The organism is Pseudoflavitalea rhizosphaerae (genome assembly GCF_003991355.1).
Taxonomy (GTDB): domain Bacteria; phylum Bacteroidota; class Bacteroidia; order Chitinophagales; family Chitinophagaceae; genus Pseudobacter; species Pseudobacter rhizosphaerae.
In genome coordinates this window covers 798,492-806,285 of record NZ_RCSU01000001.1, presented here as the reverse complement: position 1 = coordinate 806,285, position 7,794 = coordinate 798,492, and the positions used below count along the sequence as shown (strand labels likewise).

Annotated in this window: 4 protein-coding genes; all 4 read right to left on the bottom strand. The window is 48.2% G+C overall.

The features are described 5' to 3' along the window. Positions 1-85: 85 nt before the first annotated feature. The 4 genes from D9Y29_RS02865 to D9Y29_RS02850 all read right to left on the bottom strand — a co-directional run bounded on the left by D9Y29_RS02865 (position 86) and on the right by D9Y29_RS02850 (position 7,791). The gene (locus D9Y29_RS02865) at positions 86-1,573 is read right to left on the bottom strand and encodes a SusD/RagB family nutrient-binding outer membrane lipoprotein (protein WP_127124921.1); all 1,488 of its coding nucleotides are present in this window, start codon (positions 1,571-1,573) and stop codon (positions 86-88) included. 31 nt (positions 1,574-1,604) lie between these two features. Further along, positions 1,605-4,769, bottom strand: a complete 3,165-nt coding sequence (locus D9Y29_RS02860) for a SusC/RagA family TonB-linked outer membrane protein (protein WP_127124920.1) — start codon at positions 4,767-4,769, stop codon at positions 1,605-1,607. A 96-nt stretch (positions 4,770-4,865) separates the two neighbouring features. Further along, the gene (locus tag D9Y29_RS02855) at positions 4,866-5,933 is read right to left on the bottom strand and encodes a metallophosphoesterase (protein ID WP_127124919.1); all 1,068 of its coding nucleotides are present in this window, start codon (positions 5,931-5,933) and stop codon (positions 4,866-4,868) included. A gap of 1 nt (position 5,934) precedes the next feature. Next, positions 5,935-7,791 (bottom strand): alpha-L-rhamnosidase-related protein, encoded by a 1,857-nt coding sequence (locus D9Y29_RS02850; protein WP_127124918.1) that lies wholly within the window; start codon positions 7,789-7,791, stop codon positions 5,935-5,937. Positions 7,792-7,794: the final 3 nt, after the last annotated feature.

The window sequence follows — 7,794 nt, the reverse complement described above, 5'->3', positions numbered from 1 at the left end:
AGGCGACAAAACAAAAGTCACTCGCCAGAGGCGAGTGACTGCCAGTTCTCCGATCAGTTATTTTCGTATAATGGTTATCGGTAGTTTATTGTTTTGTCCACCAGGGCTGGGCGCTGATCTTATCATTACCTTCTCCGAACTGGCGCTTGATGGCTTCACCCACATTACCTGCATTGTTATTGTATTCAGCCTGCGGATAGATCCAGCGGAAGGGGATATTCACACCTGCAGGGCGGCGGAATTCAGGATAACCTGTTCTGAGGTGATCGAAGAAAGGCCCCCAGGGTGATTGCAGGAAAGAACGGAGGTAGCGCTGCATGATGATCTTTTCGATCTTCTCTTCAGTTGTTGCAGCAGCCGCCAGGTTATTGATGGTCTTGCCCAGGTATGCAGTTGCAATGCTTTCGGATACATAGCTCCCCAATCCTTTTGCATATTTTTCATAGAACTTGAAAGATGCTTTTACACCTGTATTATAGTGGTCATCTGCATTGCCGGAAAGCCATCCCCTAACGATCGCTTCTGCAATGATCAGTTCCTGTTCAGCATAACCGATCAGTACCATGGGCTCTGTAGTTGGGTCCTTATGGTACCTGTTGTTCACTTTGGAAGTCTTTCCCTGCGCGGCTTTTGTATTCACTGTTGAATAAGGAGCAGCGGGGTCGCCTCCTTCATAGGCAGCGAAATCATCGATCTCCAGTCCATCATCCTCCGCATTCTTCGTCCTGGTGCAGAAGATAAACAGACGTGGATCTTCCCTGTCCTGCAAGCGGCGGATAAAAGTGGAATCCATATACATGCCTGAGCCATAGCCGCTGGAGTTGAATTCAGGATAGCGATTGCCTTCCTGGTCCAGGAATACCAGTTGCGCATCATCGTCATTGCTGGCGAAAAGCGGTTCATTGCTTACTATCTGGGAGAAGGTTGTCTTGATATTCAGGTCAGCGTCGGCTTCTTTTTTGGAAAGCAGCATCAGTACTTTCAGGCGGAAAGCGTTGATGGCTTTGCGCCATTTTCCCAGGTCGCCCTTGTAAATGATATCCCCGGCAATGATGGTGTTTTCCTTCGATAACAATTCATTCGCTTCTTTCAGTTCATTCAGTATGCCTTTGAACACTTCTTTCTGCGAATCATAGGCGGGTGGGATATAGGTTTCCTGTGTTTCACCCTGCAGGGATTGTGAATATGGCACATCTCCGAAAGTAAGTGTGAGGTTGAGGAAGTAAACCGCCCGGAAGAATTTGCCCAACGCCAGGTATGCATTGCTGTTGATGCGTTCTGCTTCTTCCATCATTTTGGTAACATCCCTCATTTTCGAATAAGGGGTGAAGTTAGACCTGTCCCATTTATAATATTGCTCAGTGCTTTCCCCGTCTGTTTGTACAAGTTTCTTTTCTGCATAGAGCGGGCTGGTCCCGTTATTGTAGCGGAAAGCATCCCATTCTATTTGTGTCAGCAGTAATTGCGGGTGCGTTTCCGTAACCCTGTTTGGGTCTATATTGATTTCTGCCAGTTTCTTGCAGGAGGTGAACCCGGTAAGAACTGTGATGCCTATGATGAATAATTTTTTCATTACGTAGAGAATTTTTAGTGCAGGATGCTGTTTAGAATTTTACATTGAGGGAGAAACCTACATAGCGTGGTGAAGGGTCTTGCAGGTTGCCATCGTTCCCGATCTCGTAATCCGGGTCCAGCAATGGCATTTTCTTCCACATGGCCAGGTTGTATCCAAATACCTGTGCGTAAAGTCCTTTTACTTTCTTTCCTAAATTGATCACATTGCCGAGTTCATAGCCAACAGATACCCTGCGCAGTTTGAAAAAGGAGCGATCGAATGTGTTGGCGAATTTCTTGCTCTCTTTTTCGGTTACACGGGCGCGATAGGGGTAGTTCTGTCCCCAGGTCTGCCAGCTTACGGCAGTGGTATTGGCAGCATACTTACGGGTATCGGAGATCACATTGCCATTGATATCCTGTTTCAATTCACCTGACACCACTACTACGCCTTCCGGAACATATACGGGATGACCGGCAGCATATTCTGCAGCGCGGTATTCAACGGAGTTCGGATGTTTGCCGCCCCACCACATCTTTTCATGGGTGGTTGAGTTCATGATACCGCCCCAGACACCATCAATATCAACTCCGATATCGAAGCCTTTGATGTTGAATTTATTCTGGAAACCGAGTCTCCAGGAAGGATCGAGGTGACCGATATTGCGCGCAAACGCATCCCTGATGGGCATGCCATTGCTTCCGAGGATCAGCTGGCCATCTGCGCTTTTCTGCCATACTGTGGCATAATAGCTATCCGTTCTGTCGCCCAGTTTGAGGTTACCGAACTTGGCCTGATCGCCGTAGATCTCGGTGATCTTTTTCTCGTAGGTAGACCAGTTGGCGGCGATATCCCACCTGAAATTCTTTTTCTTTATCGCTTTGAATCCTGCCACCACTTCAAATCCGTTGGTAGTATACACATTGCCGTTCACTTTCCTGGAAGTGAAACCAGAAGCTTCTGAGATGCCCAGGTCAATGATCTGGTTTTCATCTTTGATATTATAGTACGTAAGATCCAGTGAGAGCCTGCCTTTGAAGAGGCCGGTGGAAAGACCCATCTCGTAAGAAGATGATTTCTCGGGAAGGATATTTGGGTTTACGATCCCGGGGGGATAAAAAACGGATTGAGTGGAACCATAAGTAGTTCCTTTGTTATAAGCGGAATAAACACTGTAGGGAGCCAGATCGCTGGACACCTGCGCCCATGATCCATATAGTTTCAGGTATTCAACGAACTGTGGCATCTGTACAAATTCGGATACCATGGTGCTGAGTGAAACGGAAGGATAGAAATAGGAATTGTTGCTGGTGGGAAGGGTGGAAGACCAGTCGTTACGTGCTGTGAAGCTAAGGAATACCGCATTGTACAGGTCTATATTGGCGGCGCCATAAATACTCCTGATGGATTTCTCGTAGCGTGAATTGCTGGCCTGTACAGGGCCCTGTGTATTATTGAGACTGTATACTTCCGGAACTATCAAACCATCGGTGGATTGATATTCCCTTGTGTATTTCCGGTTGAAGAGGGAAGCACCGGCATTGATGCCGATCTGGATATTGTCTGTGATTTCCTTCGAATAGGAAAGCAGGGCGTCTGCATCGAAATTCAATTGATGTGTATTCCAGTTCTTATAATCGCCGTTCCTCGAGTCTCCATAGTTCATGTAAGACTTGGGGCTTTTCATGGATTCGAAATTGGAAATATTCCTGCCATTGCCGCGGATCTGGAACACCAGGTCTTTGGTGAATTTGTAATTGGCTTTGAGTTGCATGTCAACCACATCCCTGTCCTGCGCCTGTTTCAAATTATAGGCAGCGAAATAAGGGTTGTTGTACCAGGCATAGTTATAGTTGGCCTGGCGGTAGCCTTCCTGGCCGGGCACCCAGAGGTGGTTCTTCAGGTCCTGTCCGTTCACATCATCACTCATCCAGATGAGGATGGTGTAGATATGGTTCTTGGGGCCGTATCCATAACGGGGATAGTTAGGTGAAAACACTTTATTGTAGGAGAGGGAGGTTTCCAGTGTGAATTTTTCCGTGATGTCGAAGGCGGCATTGAAGTTCAGTCCTCCGGTGTTGAGGCTCATATTGGGCACCTGTCCTTTCTGGTGGGCATATTTACCGGAAGCATAGTAGCGTGCTTTTTCTCCTTTGTAAGCAACAGAAAAAGTATTGGTGCTGACGATGCCTGTTCTCAGGAAGTCTTTGAGGTTATCGTGGTAAACGAAATCGGTGGGAACGCGCTCATATTTGGAGCGGTCGTCATAGATGGTGCCTTTTACATCGCCATACCATTCGATGGTTTCGCCGGTTTCTTTATTCCTGATGGGGCTGTTCCATTGAGGAACTTTCACGCCTGCATTCAGTTTGGGGCCCCAGGTCATATCGCCATCGGAGATACCGCCATCGGCTCCATCCCAGAACTCATACTGGCCGTTGGAGCCGCTGCCGTATTCTTTTTGTGTTTTCGGGAAAACGGTAAAGCCGGCCGTGAACATATTGTTGGTGTTCACGTTCACTTCCATGCCTTCTTTTTTGGCATTCTTTGTAGTGATAAGGATGGCGCCGTCTTTGCCGCGGGTGCCATATAACGCTGATGCAGCAACGCCTTTCAATACGTTGATATTTTCGATGTCTTCGCCTGATACATCATAGAAGTCTGTTTCCACCGGAACGCCATCGATAACAATGAGCGGCGTTTTGCCCCTTAGCTGGAACTGCGGGCTCTGGAACATGCCGGTAGGCGTGGTAACGGTGAGACCCGCTACCTGCCCGGCCAATGCTGTTCCCAGGTTCATGGTGCGGGAATTGGCCAGCTGTTCTGTTTTTACTTCCTGGGTGGTGAAGCCCAGTCTTTTTTTCTGTTGTTTGATACCGATGGCCGTTACCACCACTTCGTCCAGTTGTTTTGAACCTTCCTGCATGGTTACATTCAAAGTTGTTTGGCCGTTCAAGGGGATTTCCTGTGTGGCAAATCCTACTGATGAGAAAATGAGTACTGCATCGGAAGGCGCAGTAATGGAGAACTTTCCGTCGGTGTCTGTAACAACACCGTTGGAAGCGTTCCTGATTACTACATTTACTGAGGGGAGACCTTTGCCTTTTTGATCAGTGACCCTGCCGCTGATGATTTGTTGTGCAAACAGGATCGATGGAAAGATAATAAGTACGGATAAACATAGTATCCGCAGGTAGCGTAGCTTTTGGCTCATTTGCGCTGGTTTTGTTTTAAGGAGAGCGCAAAGATGGATTTATAATGTGAAGAAAAGGTTAATGGTCTTTTAACAAATCTTTACATAGGCAAGGGTTTAGTATTTCAATGAGAACTGATCATAGGATTCTTTTCTCCACGAAAGGTGCCTGGTGGCCGGCGAAATATAGAAGAAAGGTGAAAAAGTGTAAACCTGAATGGTCCTTTTACCGGGCAGGAATTCCAGGATCCTAAGCCAGCCATCGCCACCATTGCCATGCCAGCCACCGCCTTCACGCTGCGCGTTGAATACGATCTGATGAATTTCTTTTTTTGCTGCATTGGTATCGAGGCGGTATCCTACCTGGTCTTTGTGTTCATCGCTGTTGCCGATATGTCCGCTGAGAACGAAACGGATATTGGTGGCGGGCTGAACAAGTTCCTGGTAGATCGCTTCTCCATAATTGGCGTCAGTTATTGCGTAATGCTCTTTTTCTATTCTTTTCCCGGTTGAGTTGAGATAACTATGCGTAATAACGATGCCGGTATGTTGCCTGTATGCAGGCCTCGCCGCTACTGCTTTTGCCCATGCCAGTATTTCTTTTCGCGGAGCAAATTCCAGGGAGAAAAAAAGGAAAGGTTCACCATGGGGGCTCTTCCACTCATAACAGGCGTTCTCCAGTGTTTTTACTTCTGCAGCATTGGGAGCCATTTCCACCAGCAGGGATTGTGTAAGCGGATTACCCTGTGGAGGAAAAAAACTGTTGAATTGTGAATACCTGTTCTCGGCGCTTTTGATGCCGTAATCATGATTGCCTGTACAAAGTATATAGGGCAGTACGCCATTCAGTTTGTTGAATGCTGCAGACACGGAGCGCCATTGTTCCAGGCTGGTCTGATCGCCATTGAGACTGTCTGGTTGAAGGATATTGTTCTGCTCCACCAGGTCCCCGGTGCAGAGTACGAGTTGTATGTTGAGTTTTTGGCGCTGGTCTTTTATCCATTGGATCATCGTTTCGAAAAGCGGCTGGTTGCGCCCGAATTTGTGATAGGTCTGCGGATCGGGCAGCCATACCCAGGTATAAGCGCCTGCGCCGGATAATTCCGGAGCAGGTATATATTGCTGTGAGTTGACCCATGAAGTGACGCCTGCAAGCAGCAGGAAGAGTATCCATTTTCTAAACATGCTATATTTTTTGTTTTGCTGTTTCCAAATCAAATACTGCCAGGAAAGGCAGGTAATTATCCACCAGGAATCCTTCGTAGCCCCAGCATTCGCCAGTCCATGTTCTCCAGTCGCGGGTCATTTCAGTGCCTTCACACTGGCCCTGGAATCCGTTATTCGTATAACTGTCGAGCATTGGGAAGAGGATCGCTTCAGCTTCCCGGCGCATGCCCAGTTTGAAGAGTGCATGGATGGTAAAGTAGGCGTAGCAGCCGGTAGCGCCGCCATTTTCGTATACCTGGAATTGCTGGTAGCCCCAACGTGGATCGTGATGGGTATAATCTTCGGCGGCAATGGGAAGCAGGTTGCCCGGCAAACCGAAATCAAACCGGTCATATCCCACTTCCTTCATCTTTTGCAGTAAGGCATTCATCAACCTGATGCCTGTTGCTGTATCCACCAGGTCATAAGTAACAGCCATGCTGTTCACGAAAAGGAAATAATAATCGTGCAATTTACCGTCCTTGCTGCGCCAACCGCCGAGTACGCCGGTAGCAGGATTGAAAAATGCAGGATAGAACGCCTCCTTCAGCTTTGCGGCAAAACTATTGAAGAATTCCTGGTCGCTTTTCTTGTTGAGCGCTTCTGCAACATTCGCCAGCAGGGTAACAGCGCGATAGGCAAGAATATTCGAATAGGCGTCATCGTGGCCAAACCCGATGGTATCCCACCAATTGGATGGGCGCTTGAAATCACCTGTCCAGCTACCGGTATCACCGCTGTAACCATATTCGATCAGTCCATCATTATTCCTGTCTGTTGCTATCATAGTCATGGCCCAGATCCTGATACTTTCATAATGAAGCCTTGCCCATTCATGGTCTTTTGTATCGAGGATATAATAGCAGGCGCTCATGATAAGGCTTGGGGCGCTGTCGCCTGAATCGAATTCACTTTGCCAGCCGTACGCACCTCTGTAGCCTACCTGTCCATATGCTTTCATGCCGCCGAGATACTGGTCAAGTGAATTCCTGACCATATCCATGGCCGTTAGTTGTGTTGTGAGGGCCGGCGTTTTCCGCGCCAGTTCCGCATAGATGAACATGGTGAAAGCGCAGGCATCGCTGGCGCTGTTATTGGCCAGCGTACGGATCCTTGGATTCAATTGGAAGATATTGATGAAATTCCTGCGGAAGCCGTCAAAACGTTTATCGTTCCGGATAACGGGCAGGTCAGGATAGATGGTAACCGATTCAAAATGGTAACTGATCTGCGGTTGCAGCGCGTTTGCTCCAGGGAGCGAGCATTTCACATAGGGCTCGCCTTTTTCTCCGGGGCCATGAAAGCGGTAGGCATCATAGTGCAAAGTCTGATCCGGCTGATCGCAATGCACGCGAAAACTTCCCATCCCCGGGAAATGCAGCACAGAGGGGAATTTCACCTGTTGCTGGTCCTGCATGCAGCCCAGCAGCGTGCAATGGTTCAGGCGCTGTGAAAAAGAAAGTTCGAAAGGAGCCACAGCAGCGCCTTCCTGCCAGTTGGTACGGATCACAAAGCTCTTCTTATCGCATACAATTTCCCAGTCAGGATGTGCATGTTGCCCGGTGAAATACCCGATACTGCTGCGCTTTATTTTGCTTTTGTAAACGATGCCATTGGTTGCGGGCTGTTTCATCACCGGGTTATTGTTCAATTGGCCCTGCCCAAGGCTGTCGGTAGAAAAGTAAAGTAACCGGGGCGAGGATGCTGCGAGCTCCAGTTTAAGGAACGGAGAGGTATAAACGAAAGAATCATTTCCTGCCTGAAACCAGGATGCTGGTACGGCCAGGGCAAATCCTGCAAGGGAAGATTGCCTGATAAAATCTCTTCTGGTGTGCATGAC